The 14,815-nt window shown below is 55.5% G+C and carries 13 protein-coding genes; 8 read left to right on the top strand and 5 right to left on the bottom strand.

Annotated features, from left to right (window positions below; genetic code table 11):
- The first annotated feature begins 62 nt into the window (after nucleotides 1–62).
- A complete protein-coding gene (locus HZS81_RS12055; RefSeq protein WP_179930811.1) occupies nucleotides 63–1,481 on the top strand; it encodes an amidase in 1,419 nt (472 codons plus the stop codon).
- A gap of 80 nt (nucleotides 1,482–1,561) precedes the next feature.
- Here the strand turns inward: HZS81_RS12055 and HZS81_RS12050 are convergent, their stop codons facing one another.
- Entirely contained in the window at nucleotides 1,562–1,993 is a 432-nt protein-coding gene (locus tag HZS81_RS12050) for a hypothetical protein (RefSeq protein WP_179930810.1), read from the bottom strand.
- A gap of 221 nt (nucleotides 1,994–2,214) precedes the next feature.
- On the opposite strand from HZS81_RS12050, the gene HZS81_RS12045 reads away from it, so the two are divergent.
- From HZS81_RS12045 to HZS81_RS12020, 6 genes are all read left to right on the top strand, one after another.
- Nucleotides 2,215–3,945 carry a proline--tRNA ligase gene (locus HZS81_RS12045; protein ID WP_179930809.1) on the top strand — a complete coding sequence of 577 codons (1,731 nt, stop codon included), beginning with the start codon at nucleotides 2,215–2,217 and terminating at the stop codon, nucleotides 3,943–3,945.
- Nucleotides 3,917–4,498, top strand: a complete 582-nt coding sequence (locus tag HZS81_RS12040; RefSeq protein ID WP_338401857.1) for a lytic transglycosylase domain-containing protein — start codon at nucleotides 3,917–3,919, stop codon at nucleotides 4,496–4,498. The genes HZS81_RS12045 and HZS81_RS12040 overlap by 29 nt, the downstream gene beginning before the upstream one ends.
- A gap of 120 nt (nucleotides 4,499–4,618) precedes the next feature.
- Nucleotides 4,619–5,296, top strand: a complete 678-nt coding sequence (locus HZS81_RS12035) for a cupredoxin domain-containing protein (RefSeq protein ID WP_179930808.1) — start codon at nucleotides 4,619–4,621, stop codon at nucleotides 5,294–5,296.
- A 29-nt stretch (nucleotides 5,297–5,325) separates the two neighbouring features.
- On the top strand, nucleotides 5,326–7,674 hold the full coding sequence (locus HZS81_RS12030) for a bifunctional diguanylate cyclase/phosphodiesterase (protein ID WP_179930807.1): 2,349 nt from the start codon (nucleotides 5,326–5,328) through the stop codon (nucleotides 7,672–7,674).
- 164 nt (nucleotides 7,675–7,838) lie between these two features.
- Entirely contained in the window at nucleotides 7,839–8,582 is a 744-nt protein-coding gene (locus HZS81_RS12025) for a DUF3034 family protein (protein ID WP_338401856.1), read from the top strand.
- 33 nt (nucleotides 8,583–8,615) lie between these two features.
- The gene (locus HZS81_RS12020) at nucleotides 8,616–9,068 is read left to right on the top strand and encodes a group I truncated hemoglobin (RefSeq protein ID WP_179930805.1); all 453 of its coding nucleotides are present in this window, start codon (nucleotides 8,616–8,618) and stop codon (nucleotides 9,066–9,068) included.
- A 133-nt stretch (nucleotides 9,069–9,201) separates the two neighbouring features.
- On the opposite strand, the gene ccoM is transcribed toward HZS81_RS12020, so the two are convergent.
- Together ccoM and HZS81_RS12015 are read right to left on the bottom strand one after the other, a co-directional pair.
- Nucleotides 9,202–9,312 (bottom strand): cytochrome c oxidase subunit CcoM, encoded by a 111-nt coding sequence (gene ccoM / locus HZS81_RS18180; RefSeq protein WP_277814995.1) that lies wholly within the window; start codon nucleotides 9,310–9,312, stop codon nucleotides 9,202–9,204.
- A gap of 167 nt (nucleotides 9,313–9,479) precedes the next feature.
- A complete protein-coding gene (locus HZS81_RS12015) occupies nucleotides 9,480–9,995 on the bottom strand; it encodes an FKBP-type peptidyl-prolyl cis-trans isomerase (RefSeq protein ID WP_179930804.1) in 516 nt (171 codons plus the stop codon).
- Between the two features lie 94 nt (nucleotides 9,996–10,089).
- On the opposite strand from HZS81_RS12015, the gene HZS81_RS12010 reads away from it, so the two are divergent.
- Nucleotides 10,090–11,451 carry an AmpG family muropeptide MFS transporter gene (locus HZS81_RS12010; RefSeq protein ID WP_179930803.1) on the top strand — a complete coding sequence of 454 codons (1,362 nt, stop codon included), beginning with the start codon at nucleotides 10,090–10,092 and terminating at the stop codon, nucleotides 11,449–11,451.
- A 35-nt stretch (nucleotides 11,452–11,486) separates the two neighbouring features.
- Here the strand turns inward: HZS81_RS12010 and HZS81_RS12005 are convergent, their stop codons facing one another.
- Nucleotides 11,487–13,304 (bottom strand): SEC-C metal-binding domain-containing protein, encoded by a 1,818-nt coding sequence (locus HZS81_RS12005; protein WP_179930802.1) that lies wholly within the window; start codon nucleotides 13,302–13,304, stop codon nucleotides 11,487–11,489.
- A gap of 96 nt (nucleotides 13,305–13,400) precedes the next feature.
- Nucleotides 13,401–14,651, bottom strand: a complete 1,251-nt coding sequence (locus HZS81_RS12000) for an ABC1 kinase family protein (RefSeq protein ID WP_179930801.1) — start codon at nucleotides 14,649–14,651, stop codon at nucleotides 13,401–13,403.
- Nucleotides 14,652–14,815 lie beyond the last annotated feature (164 nt).

The following is a 14,815-nucleotide window of genomic DNA, read 5'->3' as shown; positions in this document are numbered from 1 at the left end:
GACCCATGCTCCCTTGCCTAGGCTTATAAACATAACCCATTAAGCATCGCAAGGAGCGGCAAGTGAACGATAACGATTTGGGCGTAATGGATGCGCAATCCCTCACTGCTTTATTTAAAGCGCGCGAAGCCTCGCCCTTAGAAGCAACCCGTGCAGCACTTAAGCGCATTGCGCGGTTTAATAAAGAGGTTAATGCGTATGTTTACGTTGATGAGGAAGGAGCAGAAAGCGCTGCCAAAGCCTCTTCAAGGCGCTGGGGGCAAGGCAAGCCCCTTAGCCCCATAGACGGCGTTCCCATTTCCCTTAAAGACCTTACCCAAGTAGCGGGTATGCCTTGTCGAGGTGGTTCGCTCACGACCCCGGACACTCCCTGCGATACCGACGCCCCACCAGCCCGAATGCTGCGTGAAGCAGGCGCGGTTATTCTAGGTAAAACCAACACCCCGGAATTTGGCTGGAAGGGGGTTACCGATAATCGCGTGTTTGGCGCAACCGCCAACCCCTGGGATACTCGCTTGACTCCCGGTGGCTCATCCGGCGGCGCGGCCGCAGCGGCAGCGCTTAATATGGGAGTGCTTCACCAAGGAGGCGACTCGGGCGGTTCGATTCGTATCCCCGCTGCGCTTACCGGCGTTTTTGGCTTTAAACCGACTTTCGGCTGGACACCTCAATGGCCGCCCGCCACTGAGCCGAGTCTTTCCCATTTAGGGCCACTTACACGCTCCGTTGAAGATGCGGTCAGTATGCTCAACATCATAGGACGCTACGACTATCGCGACCCCTACGCGACACGGGGTCAGCCAGATGATTGGGGTGAGGATATTGGTAAAGACCTGAAGGGTTTGCGCATTGGTTTTTCAGCCGATCTGGGATATGCCACGGTTGACCCGCAGGTTGCGGCACGTGTACGGGAAGCGGCCAATAATCTTTCCGAACTCGGGGCTGAGGTTGTAGAAGTGGACCCCGGTTTTGCGTCACCGCTCGATACGTTTCGCAAACTATGGTTCACGGCCTCACTAGAGCAATGCTCGAAGATGAATGATGAACAACGAAAATTACTCGACCCAGAGCTGGTCGACAATGCCAAGCAGGCCGAAAAATGGTCAGCGGTAGAGCTATTTCGTGCACTCAACGACCGCGCTAGGCTCACTCAACGCCTTGAGTATTTTAATCAGCAGTTCCATCTATTAATGACTCCTGCCGTCACCATACCCGCCTTCGAGATCAACCATCAGGTTCCCCCCGGCAGCAAAATGCACGACTGGGAGGAGTGGGCCTCTTTTAGCTACCCGTTTAACCTAAGCCAGCAGCCAGCTGCATCCGTACCCTGCGGATTTACGGAACAAGGGCTCCCGGTAGGCTTTCAGCTGTCAGGCGGTAGACACGACGATATCCGCGTGTTGCGCGCTTGCCATGCCTATATGCGCGCCCACCCACCACGCTTCCCTAGCGTTCCTAACCCGTCAGAGTACGCGCATTAGATAAAAAACAACTAAATACACACTGCCATCAACGAAAATACCTCCAGCAGACAATCTGTTGGAGGCATTTTAGCGATGACTTACATGGTGGCGAGTTTTTCGTCATCCAACACGCCAGACATGCGCACCATTGCCATGGCAACATCGAGGCTTTCGACCTCTTCCACCATGAGCAGCTCGTTATCCAGGCGCACCGGCTGCCCTGCCTTTTGCGACAGCAGCGTTTCCAGTGCGACTACGTCGTTGACATCATTTAAGCGTTCAACGTCAAGTGAGGCCGAGTCATGGCTGGGTAGATAGATCGTTCCGTTTGAGAAATCAACGGCATAGGCGATTACCCCCGGCACAATAAAAAACAGCAGGCCAACACCATTGGCAATGGCCACAACCGGGTCAACATTACCGCTCATCTGTCCTTTACGCTCAGGATAGAAAAGCGTTCCACAGCCACTTAACGCCACCACACAGATGGCAACGACTGCGCCTTTTAACCAGCGATACCGCGTTTGCATAGCTTTTTTCCTCACCGAGGCAAAACGGTTTAGTAACACAGTTTCGCCAATACGCTTAAAAACACCAACATACTAGCACAGCCTAACGCACGTTTGAGTTTTGCCGCTGTTAACGCTTCGCCGTACAATGTCGACACTCGTTCGTTGCCAGCTCACATCGGCAACCCCACCGATCACGGCTTTACATCCATTGCTAAGAATATCAAGGGATACTTAACCCCATGCGCGCCAGCCAACTACTCATTGCCACTTTAAAAGAAACCCCGGCCGACGCCGAGATCATCAGCCACCAGCTGATGCTGCGCGCCGGGATGATCCGCCGCTTAACCTCCGGGCTCTATACCTGGCTACCGGTAGGCCTGAAGACCCTGCGCAAGGTGGAGCGCATCGTACGCGAGGAGATGGATCGCGCCGGTGCCCAAGAGGTACTGATGCCGGCAGTGCAACCCGCCGAGCTGTGGCAGGAGTCCGGCCGCTGGGACAAGTACGGCGACCTGCTGCTGCGCCTCAAGGATCGTCATGACCGCGACTACTGCGTCGGCCCCACCCACGAGGAAGTGATCACCGACCTGGTGCGCAAGGAGATCGCCAGCTACAAGCAGTTGCCGGCCAACTTCTACCAGATCCAGACCAAGTTCCGCGATGAGACCCGTCCACGTTTCGGCGTGATGCGCTCGCGTGAATTCATCATGAAGGACGCCTACTCATTCGATGTCGACCAGGCTGGGCTTAAGCGTTCGTACCAGTTGATGTATGACGCCTACATGCGGATCTTCACCCGGTTGGGGCTCGACTTTCGCGCTGTCGAAGCTGACAACGGCGACATCGGCGGAACCGGCTCCCATGAGTTTCAGGTGCTGGCCGATTCAGGCGAAGACGCGGTGGTTTTCTCCACCGAGTCAGACTACGCCGCTAACATCGAGAAAGCCGAGGCACTTGCCGCCCCTCTGGGTAGCAACACCGAGCGCGCGGCACCAAGCGAAGAACTTCGCCTTGTCGATACACCGAATGCCAAAACCATCGCCACGTTGGTTGAGCAGTTCAAGCTGCCGATTGAAAAAACCGTCAAAACGCTGATGGTTCACGCCGCGGAAGGCGGTTTGATTGCGCTATTGGTACGTGGCGACCACGAGCTTAACGACGTCAAAGCAGAAAACCTTTCTCAAGTAGCGGCCCCGCTGACCATGGCCTCCGAAGAAGAAATTCGCGCCGCGGTAGGCGCAGGCCCAGGTTCGCTAGGCCCGGTGAACCTAGACATGCCGATTATCGTCGATCGCAGCGTGGCATTAATGAGCGACTTTGGCGCAGGCGCTAATACCGATGGCAAGCACTACTTCGGCATCAACTGGGAGCGCGACGCCGCGCTGCCGGAAGTGGCGGATCTTCGCAACGTGGTCGAAGGTGACCCCTCGCCCGACGGCAAAGGCACGCTTGCGATTAAACGCGGCATTGAAGTGGGCCACGTTTTCCAGTTGGGGCAAAAATACTCTGAATCGATGAACGCCACGGTACTTGGCGATAACGGCAAAACCAGCCACCCGTGGATGGGCTGTTACGGTATTGGCGTGACCCGCTTGGTCGCCGCCGCCATTGAGCAGAACCACGACGACGCGGGCATTATCTGGCCTAACGCCCTGGCGCCTTTCCACGTCGCACTAGTACCTATGAACGCGCATAAATCCCAGCGCGTTCGGGAGGAGTCTGAACGCCTCTACCAAACGTTAACCACCGCCGGGCTCGACGTTCTCTTAGACGACCGCGACACCCGCCCCGGGGTTAAATTTGCCGATCTAGAACTGATGGGCGTTCCACACCGCATCGTGGTTGGTGATCGCGGCTTGGATAACGGTGAGCTTGAGTACAAAGGCCGCCGCGATAGTGACGTCACGATGATTCCTGCTGAACAAGTTATCGATTTTCTGCGTGAAAAAGCCGGGCTTGCGCAAGCGTAATTGCCTATGGCTCGTGCTTGCGGCGTGTGGGCTTATCAGTCTGACGCCGCAAGCGTCTGAGCCAGCCAGCGTGACAGCCCTTCGCCCCACGTTCGAAGCCGCGACTGAATCCTCTATCAACGCCAACCAACGGGGAAAAAAGCGCTGGGTCGAGCGCATGACGCCCGCCTTAACCCGTTTCATCGCTGACGCACCCAAGCGAGATCGCTTACTGCGCCGTATCTACCTCGAAGCCAGATTAGCCGATTTACCGCCAACGTTAGTGCTGGCACTGATTCAAGTCGAAAGCGGCTTTGACGCCAACGCCATCTCGTCTGCCGGCGCCGTTGGGCTGATGCAGATTATGCCGTTTTGGGTTGATGAGCTCGGCGTGCCTGCCGATGATCTCAAAGACCCATGGCGCAATTTACGCTACGGGTGCACTATCTTGTCGCACTATTTGGCGGTTGAAAGGGGCGACTTTACCCGAGCACTCGCGCGCTATAATGGAAGCCTTGGAGAGACGTGGTACCCCGAACGGGTGCTCCGGGCATGGCGAGAAAACTGGCGCTAGGGTGCCTTACTGTTAACTCTATTTTGCCTTCTGTGAGGGTACCGTTAATTCGAAAACCTGACTTTTGCGTATTTCTATTACATTATTGGGAGCTCTTTGCTTCTACTCAGGTATTACTCCATGCGCTCACCGCTTACGGGTTTACGCTCAAGCTGCCATGCCTTGCCACTTGCATGTCTGACGGCTCTCTTTAGCTTAAATGTTGAGGCGGCGACGGTTAACGTGACCGATTTAGCGGGAAACCCTTTAGAAAATGCGGTAGTAGAGGTCTATTTCGAACCGGCGCCAACCGTGGAAGATCAATCCCATAACATTGTCCAACGCAACGCTACCTTTCACCCTCACGTTCTTACCGTAACCACCGGAAGCCATGTCGCCTTTCCTAACAAAGACACGACGCGCCATCACGTCTTCTCTTTTTCTCCGGCTAAAATCTTCGATTTGGAGCTGTACCTAAGCGAAACGCCACCACCGATTCATTTCGACCAAGCTGGCATTGTGGTGCTGGGCTGTAATATCCATGATCATATGCAGGCATTTATCGTTGTGAGCGATGCGCCTTACGCCGCCCAGACCGATAGCGAAGGCACACTGACACTGCCCGCATTACCAGAAGGAAGTCACCATATGCGGGTGTGGCACAGCCGTATGGATGATAGCCAAACTGTGTGGTGGGAAGGCGATATTAGCGATTCGGAGAACGTGGCCGTTAGACTAGAGCTAAACGCCATACCGCCACAGCCGCCTGAACCTTCTCCGTTGCAGCAACGTTTCCAACAAGCCACCCAAAGCCATTAAGCACAGACTCTGTCCAGTAAGAGGTATTTATGCGCTTTCGCACGCGCTTGTTACTAGTGCTGCTGACCGTTGTGATCGTTTCCCAACTTGCCACTGGCGTTGCGTTTTTACGCGCCACGCAAAACGACGCACTGGCAAAAGGCAGCCAGCGGCTTGAGGTAGGGGCTCGCGTGCTTCAGCAGCTGCTCGACAATCGTGGCGAGCAGCTTCGTAACAACGTCGCGATTTTGGCGGATGATTTCGGCTTTAAAAGTGCAGTGGCGACCAAAGATACGGCCACACTTTATTCCGTACTTGCCAATCACGGAGACCGCGCCAACGCTGATATGGTCATGCTCAGCGACCTAGATGGGAACGTGCTGGCCAGTAGCCACCATGCCCAAGACAGCACGATGCCCTTTCCTGAACTTTTTGAACGCGCCCAGCAAAACGGCAATGGCGTTGGGGTGGTGATTGCTGAAGGTAAACCTTACGAATTTGTCCTGATGCCGGTTCGCGCTCCCAACCTCATAGGCTGGGTGGGCATGGGCTTTTTGCTTGACGAAGATGTTACCCAGGAAATCAACACGCTGACAGGGTTGGATATCAGTATCGTGACCTACGATGCCAGTGGCCAAGTGAGTTATGTGGCGAGCTCCCACCAAGAGCAGCTTGCCATGAACCTAATGAACGACCAGGGCGATAGGCTGATGGAAGGAGGCTATACCACCCGCAGCCAGATGTCTGACGATGATAACTACCTCTCTTACGCCTCCATACTGCTGGATAATGACCGTTATCAATCATTTGCCTTACTTCAGCTATCGCGAAATGAGCTTCTGGGCGCCTACAGCAACCTGATGTGGCAATTAATCGGTATTGTGGTGCTGATGCTGCTACTCACGACAGCGGCGGCGATGTGGAGCGCTCGCAGCATCAGCAAACCGCTTATCGCCCTCGCTAAGACGGCCCAACGTATTGGCCAAGGCGAACGTATTGAGCGCATTCCCGAAGGGGCTTCCGTCGAAGAAACTCGCTTACTGGCCAGCACGCTGCTTTCTATGCAGGAGGATATCGACCGGCGCGAAGCCACGTTGCGTCACCAATCGCGCCACGATCTATTGACCGACCTTCCCAACCGCATTAGCGCACTAGAAGATATTCACCAAGTCATCCAACAACAACAGCCGTTCACGTTGCTGCGTATTACCGTTAATGACTTTCGCGATATTAAAGACACCTTTGGCTATGCGCTGGGAGATCAATTGTTGGTCACGCTGGCCCAGCGAATGCAGCAACTGCCTGCTCCGGTCAAGAGAGCCTACCGCCTGGATGGTGATGAGCTGATCCTGCTGATCGAACAACCACATTGTGAGCCCGTCACCCGGGCGAAACTAATGGCCATGCTGAGCCAACCGATCAAACTGGCTGAATCACCCATTACACCATCGCTCTCTGCCGGTGAGGTTAACTACCCAGCTCACGGCGATAGCCCACAGCTGCTGCTGCGGCGCTCGGATATCGCCCTCGATAAAGCAAGCCGCCAGCGCTTAAACCATGAAAGGTACGTGGAAGGCCAAGATGAACAACATCTGCGTCAGCTAGCGCTGATTCGCGATTTGCAGGAAGCGGTCAATAACAATGAGCTATGGATGGCTTACCAACCCAAGGTGGATACCCGCACCGGGGAGGTATGCCAGTTTGAAGCCCTCATGCGCTGGCGGCATCCAACATTGGGGTTTGTACCACCGGATGAATTTATCGGCTTGGCTGAGCGCTCTGGCAATATCGCGATGCTTAGCCAGTGGATGCTTGGCCATGTTTGCCAACAAATTCACCTATGGAAAGCCCAGGGGCAGCACTTGTCGGTAGCGATTAATCTATCGGCAAGCGATGTGACCGACACAGCGCTACCCGAACGGCTAAATAAGCTATTTAGCCACTATAACCTCACCCCCGACCAGCTAGCCCTAGAAGTCACCGAAAGCGACGTCATGCACGATGTCGATGCCGCGACAGAGACACTGCTTGCCCTTAGTCAACTGGGATTAAAGATTTCCGTTGATGATTATGGCACCGGCTATTCGTCGCTGGCGCAAATAAAGCGCTTGCCCGTTGATGAGCTGAAAATCGATAAATCCTTTGTACTGAAGCTCGATACCCAAGAAGAAGACCTCACGATTGTGCGCTCCACCATTGAAATGGGGCACAACTTGGACCTAAAAATTGTGGCTGAAGGCGTTGAAAACAGCGCCAGCGCTGAGCTACTAAGCCGCCTGCACTGCGATTATCTGCAGGGCTATTGGATAGCGAAACCGATGCCTGCCGATGCCGTTACCGCTTGGCTTACTGGCTTTAAACCCCTGCTGCTACCTGACAGCTCCATAACCAACGAATAACAGCACAACTAACATATAACTCCATAAATAACGTACAGAGTACCGCTATGTTCCAACACCTCTCCTCCAAACGATGCCTTGCGTTCACGGTTTGCTTAGCACTTAGCACTCTACTGACGGCGGCTCCAAGCGTCGCGGGCAGCCGAATCTTAGGTACTGGTGCCGTGAGTGCCATTGAAGGCGCGGCTGGCGGCGGGCTTTCTCCCTGGGCAGTGCTCACCAGCACCGCCAGCGAGGGTGAGCTGAGCGTTACTGCGTCGGCGACACGGGCTTGGCTCGATGATTACCGGCTAAGCGTTATCGGCACCAGCGTTAATATTCACGACCGAATGGAATTCTCCATCGCGCGCCAAACCTTTGAGTTGACGACACTGGGCGGCGAACTTGAGCAGGATATTTACGGTGCCAAAGCGCGCCTGTTTGGCGATGTGTTGTATCACCCGTTGGGTATTTGGAGCGCCGGCATACTGCACAAACGCTTGGTCGATGGCACTGTGCCAACAGCACTGGGTGCCGACGACACCAGCGGCACCGACGCCTATATAAGCGCCAGCAAACTGCTGTTCAACGCCTTTTTTGGGCGTAACGTACTGGTTAACAGCACACTGCGTAACACATCTGCCAACCAGGGCGGGCTCTTGGGTTTTGGAGGCGACCAGGGAGGCCGTGGCTGGGAGGCGGAAGGTAGCGTAGGCGTATTTATTACACCCAACTGGATCGTCGGCACCGAATACCGTCAAAAACCGGATAACTTGAGCGTGGCCCAGGAAGACGATTGGCAAAGCCTGTATAGCGCTTACTTCTTTAATAAGCATGTGTCGCTTACCGGCGCGTGGCTGGAGCTTGGTGACATTGCCGGGCTGCCCTCCCAGCGCGGTGGGTATGTGTCCCTTCAAGCAGCTTTTTAAGTTGCCTATTTTTGCTTACGAAAAGGAACTACCATGCGATTAACAGGCATCGCCATCCGCCACTTAGTGCTTACATGCATACTATTTAGCGTATTGTCTCTGGCGGGTTGCGCTCAGCGTCACGACACCCCCACGCTTTACGAGCGTATGGGCGGCCAATCCACCATTGAGGCCGTCGTGGAAAACCTGCTCTACCGAATTGCCGATGATGACGAAGTGGTTAGCTACTTTGCCAATACCAATATCGACCTCTTTGCCACCTCGTTTGCCACACAGCTATGCGATATCAGCGACGGCCCCTGCCAATACGAAGGACCACCGATGGACCGTGCCCACCAAACCATGGGCATAACAGACGCGCACTTTAACCGGGTTGTTGCGTATTTGGATGCAGCGATGCAGGAAGAAGGCGTGCCGCTGTCGGCCCGTAATGACATGCTAGGCCGCCTAGCGCCGATCTATGAGGACATCATGCGCTTGCAGTAAGGGCTCATGGACAAGCAGTGGTTTTTATTTTTGACATACAAAAAAATGCCGGCCCAAATGGGCCGGCAACTGGAAACTTACCTATTACAGTAAGCCTCCTCCCCTGACGACTGGTTACCAAAAAAAGGCTAACTTACTTTTTGCGTTTATGATCACGGACAATAAAACCAATCCACCCTGCCATAAAAGCAATCATTAGCCCGACGGTGATTAATCCAAAAATTACGGCATCATCCCAATACATGTGCTTACTCCCCCGCCGTGATGTGATGTCTTAATCATAGTCACGAACGCGGGGAAGAAAGCTGACTTGAGTCAATTTTGCCGACGCCGTAACGGGCATGTACAAAATAACTTGATGTATATCACTTTTCCTTTAGCAGCCGAAGTATTTTGTATCAGCGCGGGATGTTATAGCACCTTGCGGTCTTCTACCTTGGTGTGATCGGTACCCGGCGGTAGCGGATGCCCTTTGGCCAACTCGGCCCGGGTGGCCTCACGCACATCCAAAATACTCACCTGATAGTGAAGCGTTCGGCCTGCCAGCGGGTGGTTGGTATCCACCGTCACCTGATCCCCGTCTACGCTGACCACAGTAACGATCTGCGGCCCCGCCTCACCTTCAGTTTGAAAACAGCTGCCTGGCTTTAAGTCGGCGTTGCCAAACGAAGCGCGACCCACCTGCTGTACCAGCGACTCATTGCGAACGCCATATGCGTCGGCTGGCATTAGCGTTATGCTAAGTTCAGCACCCGCCTTTTGGCTCTCTAGCGCGCGCTCCAGCCCTGGCACGATGTTATGATGTCCATGCAGATACTCCAGTGGCTTATTGCGTGCCTTGGAATCGTCCAGCACCCGCTTGCCATCGTTGAGCACATCGCTCAACACATAGTGCAGCGTCACCACCTGATGCGACGTAATCGACATGGAAAACTCCTCTCCGGTAAGCTATTGGCGTTTCAATTTTCGCTGCGCAGTTTATCACCTGCCCTAGCCAACGTCTTTCCAGGAGACTTTATTAATGCCTACCCCGACTCCTCAGCGTAGCTGGCGGGCTGCCCTGGCGATTTATTGGCAAGCGCCGGTGCTTACCATGCTGTTTTTAGGGTTTTCCGCAGGTTTGCCGTTTTTGCTAGTGTTCTCAACGCTGTCAGCTTGGCTTCGCAGTGACGGCGTGGAAGTGGCGGCAATCGGCTTTTTTGCCTGGATTGGGATGCTCTATTCGATCAAGTTTTTTTGGGCGCCGGTAGTCGACCGTTTGGCGCTTCCTGTTTTGACACGCGCCTTTGGGCAGCGCCGGGGCTGGATGTTACTGGCTCAAGCGATGATCGCAGGGGGGCTGATCGGGCTTGCCGGGCTTGACCCGGTGGGAAATCTAGAGTGGGTGGCTGCCTTCGCGCTGTTGGTGGCATTTGGCTCAGCCACACAGGATATTGCCATTGATGCCTTTCGCATCGAATCCGCCGATGACAATGTACAAGCCGCCATGGCGTCGACGTATATCATCGGTTACCGGGGCGGGCTAATGGCCGCCGGCGCCGGCGCGCTATTTGTCGCCTCAGCCATTTCGTGGGATGTGGCGTATTTAACCATGGCAGCGCTGGTGGGCATCGGCGTGATCACGGTACTGCTGCGCCCGGAACCACCACGTACCAACCTGAGCATTCAATTAATCCATGAGCCGAAAGTACGCACTTTTCTGCGCGCCAGCCGTGGCAAGACCAAAATCTTCAGGCGTTTAGGCGCTTGGAGCATCGGCGCGATAGTTTGCCCATTCACTGACTTTTTTAATCGCTATGGCGTCAAGGCGCTCTGGGTATTGGTGTTTATTGCCGTCTTTCGCATTAGTGATTTAGCCATGGCCTCAATGGCAAACCCGCTGTATATCGATTTGGGGTTTTCGCTTGGCACCATTGCCAGTATTACCAATATTTTCGGCATTGCCATGAGCATTGGCGGCGGCATCTTGGGCGGCTTACTGGTCGCCCGCTACGGCATTGGCCCGCTTTTAATCTTCGGGTCGGTGATCGTGATGCTCACTAACTTATTATTTGTCATGCTGGCGATGATGGGAGACCAGCTGCCCATGCTGGTGGTCACGATTATCGGCGACAACCTCGCTAACGGATTGGCCAGCGCGGTGTTTATCGCGTTTCTTTCGAGTCTCACATCGCGGGCTTATACCGCCACACAATATGCCCTTTTCTCGTCGCTAATGACGCTACCGGGCAAGTTTTTGAGCGGCTTTGGGGGGCTTGTGGTGACCTCACAAGGATATGCAAGCTTCTTTGTGGTGGCAGCTTTGTTGGGCCTTCCCGCGGTGGCCTTAGCCATCTGGGTAAACCGTGATGCCCAGTTAGTACCGACGCCGCAGCCGCGTTAATCTAACGCATGAAGCAACATAAAAAGTAGGCAATATTACCGGTTTGCCACCAACCACTTAAGTGCACCGGTTGAAGCGCGCCACTGATCACGCATCAGCGTGCGATACTGCCAGGCCTCTTCTCGACTACCCGGTTTGACATCACTATCTCCAGTGGGCAGCGCCGAACGTGGGTTATCCGCACACAACATATCAATCGCGTAACGGTTATGCTGTTTCACCACCTGTAGCGCCGTATCGGCTTCTTCATATCGAGCTAGCCGATAAAGCGCGAGCGCCCGCCCGAGCAAAATATTCAACGGCATTGAACCATCGTCACTATTCTCTTCTGCCAGCGCTAAGGCTTCTTCGTTACGCTCGTCGCGCAACAGCTGGTCAAGTACGAGCTCACGCAGCCCCAGGCTATCCTCACGGTTGATGGCCAACAGCTCCTCGGCGAGCTCCCGCGAGTGTTGACGCGCGCCGCGCTCCATCCCGACCACCAGTGCAAGGCCCGTGCGCAGTAAAATCGCGTTATCCGCATCATCCCAGCATAGACTCCCGTTGCCCTCGGCTCGGGCTTGCTGTAGCCAACGCGAAAGTCTTATCGCCAGCGGCTCCAACAGGCTGGGCGCCATCCAGGGCAAACTGCCAAAGCGGCTTGTTAACGCTAACGTGAGGTCCTGCACGACTTGGGGCGCATCCAGCCACTCGGGATGCGCGCAAAGCGTCGACATCCACTCCACCGCATTGCCCCAGGGGTCATCGCGAAAGCCCAGCGCTACGTCTTCATCCACCAGCACCTGAAACTGCTCATGCCAGGCGGCAAAGAGCGTGGCCTCGCGGGCACTGACGTGATAGCACAAGCGGCCACTATCTGGTGCCACGCTGATATCAAGCTTGGGTGCCGTCGGCAGGGCTGCGAGTAGAGATTGCAAACCGATCAGCGGCGTGGCGAGATCTTCTTCAGCGCTTAATAGCTGATCCGCCAGTGTGGCGCCCGGGTTATCCGCCAACGCAGCGAGAAAATCGAGCTGATCTTCATCCAGCTCGCCTTGGCGCACCAAGCGCCGATACCAGAAGTTAGCCCGCTCTTTGGCCTCATTCTCGTGGCCTTCGTGAAGCAGCAGCATCGCTTCTATATAGGCAAGTGTCGGTGAATCCGGTAGCGCCTGCTGAGCTCGCACAAAAGCGGCACGGGCGCTGTCGAGATCATCGCTATCCAAGTGCATCAAGCACAAACGTTCAAGCGCCACACCGCGCAGAAACAGCGGCCCCCGCTCCAACACCTCATCAAGAAGTTCGGCACGCTTGCGGGTAAAGCTCCGCTCTTGATAGATATCGAGCAAAATTTCAAAGGCGGGCTCGGCCTGTTCCGGCAGGCGCGACCAGTCGCTGCCGTCAAACAGCGATTCCAAAATCTGCATGGCACGGCCCGTTTGCCCGCTTTCCGCAGCAATCAAGCCTGCTTCCAGAAGTGCCTGAGCCGGCGCGCGCTGGCTCGCCAATGCGGCTTTCAGCGTGGCGCCCTTCCACTCGCGCAGTGACAGCATCCACATCATTTGATCGGGGATCTCTGTCGGAAAATCAACGCGGTAGCAGCACTCTTTATATTTACGCCCGGAATCGCACCAGCAAGGTTCATTGCGAGCCGGTGTTGCCAACGGCTCGCAGGCAAAACCTAAGCGCACAAGCGGCGTCTGTGACCATAAAATGGGCGCCAATGCCTGAGCGATGGCAGCGTCGCCGTTAAAGTAATCGGCGCCCTCAGCCCGCACCCAGATCATAAAATCGGGATAGTGCTCTTTTTGCCTAATTGCCGAGAGTGCCCCAGAGGCAAACCCCAGCAGCTGATCGACCCATACCGCCAGCATTGCCGTCTCCATACGATGTTAAAAGGGCCGCAGTTTAGCATGTTGAGAGAGGCTTAAGCAGTGGTACCTTCTGTCAGACGTCTCACTCGACATGATTTAGGCTGGCTGACGCGCCCACGCGAGAAGCGGCTGGGTGCGCGCATGCATATCAAGGCGGGCACCAAGGCGAACCAGGTTCCAGTAGTGACCATTCAGCGCCCGCGAAAGCAAAAGCGTATCCGCAGGGGGCTGCAAACGATCCATTGCCGCCCACACCTTGGGAGTTAACTCGCGCAGACGGCGATGCACACGCACGTCGCTGAAGTCCTGCTCGCCTGGGGCAAATAGCGGCGCCACGCACTCGGCGGATTCGCGGTAAAGCGATAGCGGCGCGCCCTGCCCCTGGCGGCCGCCCATCTGAACCAGCGCCTCGTCCATGGCCATGGGGTCATGAGCCAGCGTGGCTTCCAGCATCTGCATCATCGCTTTGAGACGAGCCTCAGGCACTGGAATCACCGCACCAAAATCATAAATCACCAGCCTGCCCTGCTCATCAGCGGCAAAGTTTCCCGCATGAGGGTCGGCGTGGAGTTCGCCGTAGGTAAACAGCTCCTCGGTGATCCAGTCCGACAACGCCACGGCGACTTTCTGACGGGTTTCGTCGTCGGCGCTTTCCAGATCGCGCAGCGGCGTGCCGCCCACAAAACGCATCGCCAGCACATGCTGGCCGGAAAGCTCGAAAAGCGGCTCGGGGATCACCAGGCGGCTATCGGCCTGGTAGCGCTCGCGATAGCGCTCCATCGCCTCGGCTTCGGCACGGTAGTCCAGCTCGTCACGCAGTCCTGCCGCCAATTCTTCAAACAGCGCATCCAGCCGTGCCTGGGGCACCTTGAACCAGCGGCCCAAGCCCATCATGCGCCTTACCTGCTTTAAGTCGCTTTCCAACACGTCGGCCAAACCGGGGTACTGTACTTTTAACACTACCGTTTCGCCTTCGTGGGTAACCGCCTTGTGCACCTGCCCCATGGAGGCGCTGGCAAAGGGCCGCTCTTCAATCTCACGAAAATGGGCCTCCACATCACCGTATTGCATCACCAAGGCTTCGCGAATGCGCGGCCAGGGCATTGGCTCTGCCTGGCGTTGCAGGCGAGCCAGCTCATCGGCCAAATCAGCCGGTAACAGGTCGTCCCACTGGGACATAATTTGAGCAAGCTTCATTGCCGGGCCCTTGAGCTCGGAAAGGCCCTCAAACAGCGCCTCGCCTAGCGAGCGCCAGTCGGCTTGCCCGCCCAAGCGCGTTTTGAGCAGCGCGCCGCCGGTGCGGGCGCCCAAGCCCATTAAACGTCGTGTTCTACCGCGATCTCGCATGGAAACTGCCTCGTTAAGCGTCTGGTAGACAGCTTACGCAATCAATCATATTTATACAAAAGCTATACGCATAATCTTCAAGCGTCACTTAATCGATAGCCTTTCAGGATGCTCAACCCCACATCGTGTCTGGTACTATATCGCCCACCTTTAACGACCCAGGC

It is taken from the genome of Vreelandella salicampi, from assembly GCF_013415105.1.
Lineage (GTDB): Bacteria > Pseudomonadota > Gammaproteobacteria > Pseudomonadales > Halomonadaceae > Vreelandella > Vreelandella salicampi.
Note: the sequence above shows the minus strand (reverse complement) of the source record. Positions and strands in the feature narration are given on the sequence as shown.